The organism is Micromonospora sp. M51 (assembly GCF_018070305.1).
Lineage (GTDB): Bacteria > Actinomycetota > Actinomycetes > Mycobacteriales > Micromonosporaceae > Micromonospora > Micromonospora parva.
In genome coordinates this window covers 1-446 of sequence record NZ_JAGPXZ010001519.1, presented here as the reverse complement: position 1 = coordinate 446, position 446 = coordinate 1, and the positions used below count along the sequence as shown (strand labels likewise).

The 446-nt window shown below is 74.9% G+C and carries 1 protein-coding gene; it reads left to right on the top strand.

The window, feature by feature from the left end:
• Positions 1-446, top strand: a 446-nt coding sequence (locus KBX53_RS35755; protein ID WP_210864116.1) for a histidine kinase, incomplete at both ends; no start/stop codon positions are given.

Here is a 446-nt window from a genome sequence, read left to right as displayed (position 1 = left end):
CCACCCACCTCATCGTCGGCGCGCTGGTGGGGATCGCGCTGTTCAGCGCCCTGCCGATGGCGCTGGCGTTCATCGCCCAGCAGTTCGGCATCGGCGAAGAGTTGACCAGCCGGGAACGGTTCGGGCCGCTGGACGGGCAGGACAGCGGCTGGCTGACAGTGACCGGGGTGCTGCTGCTGGTCGGCCTCGGCTACGCCGTCGCCGGGCTCGGCGCGCTCGCCGGATCCATGGCGCCGGTGCTGCTCGGCCCGGCCCAGGCCGAGCGGATCGCCGCCCTCGAAGCGCAGGCCAGCCGGCTCGCCGAACGCAACCGGCTGGCCCGGGAGCTGCACGACTCGGTCGGTCACGCGCTGACGGTGGCCACCCTCCCGGCCGGGGCCGCCCGCGAGGTCCTCGACACCGACCCGGAGTTCGTCCGGCGGGCGCTCACCGCCAGCGAGGACGTC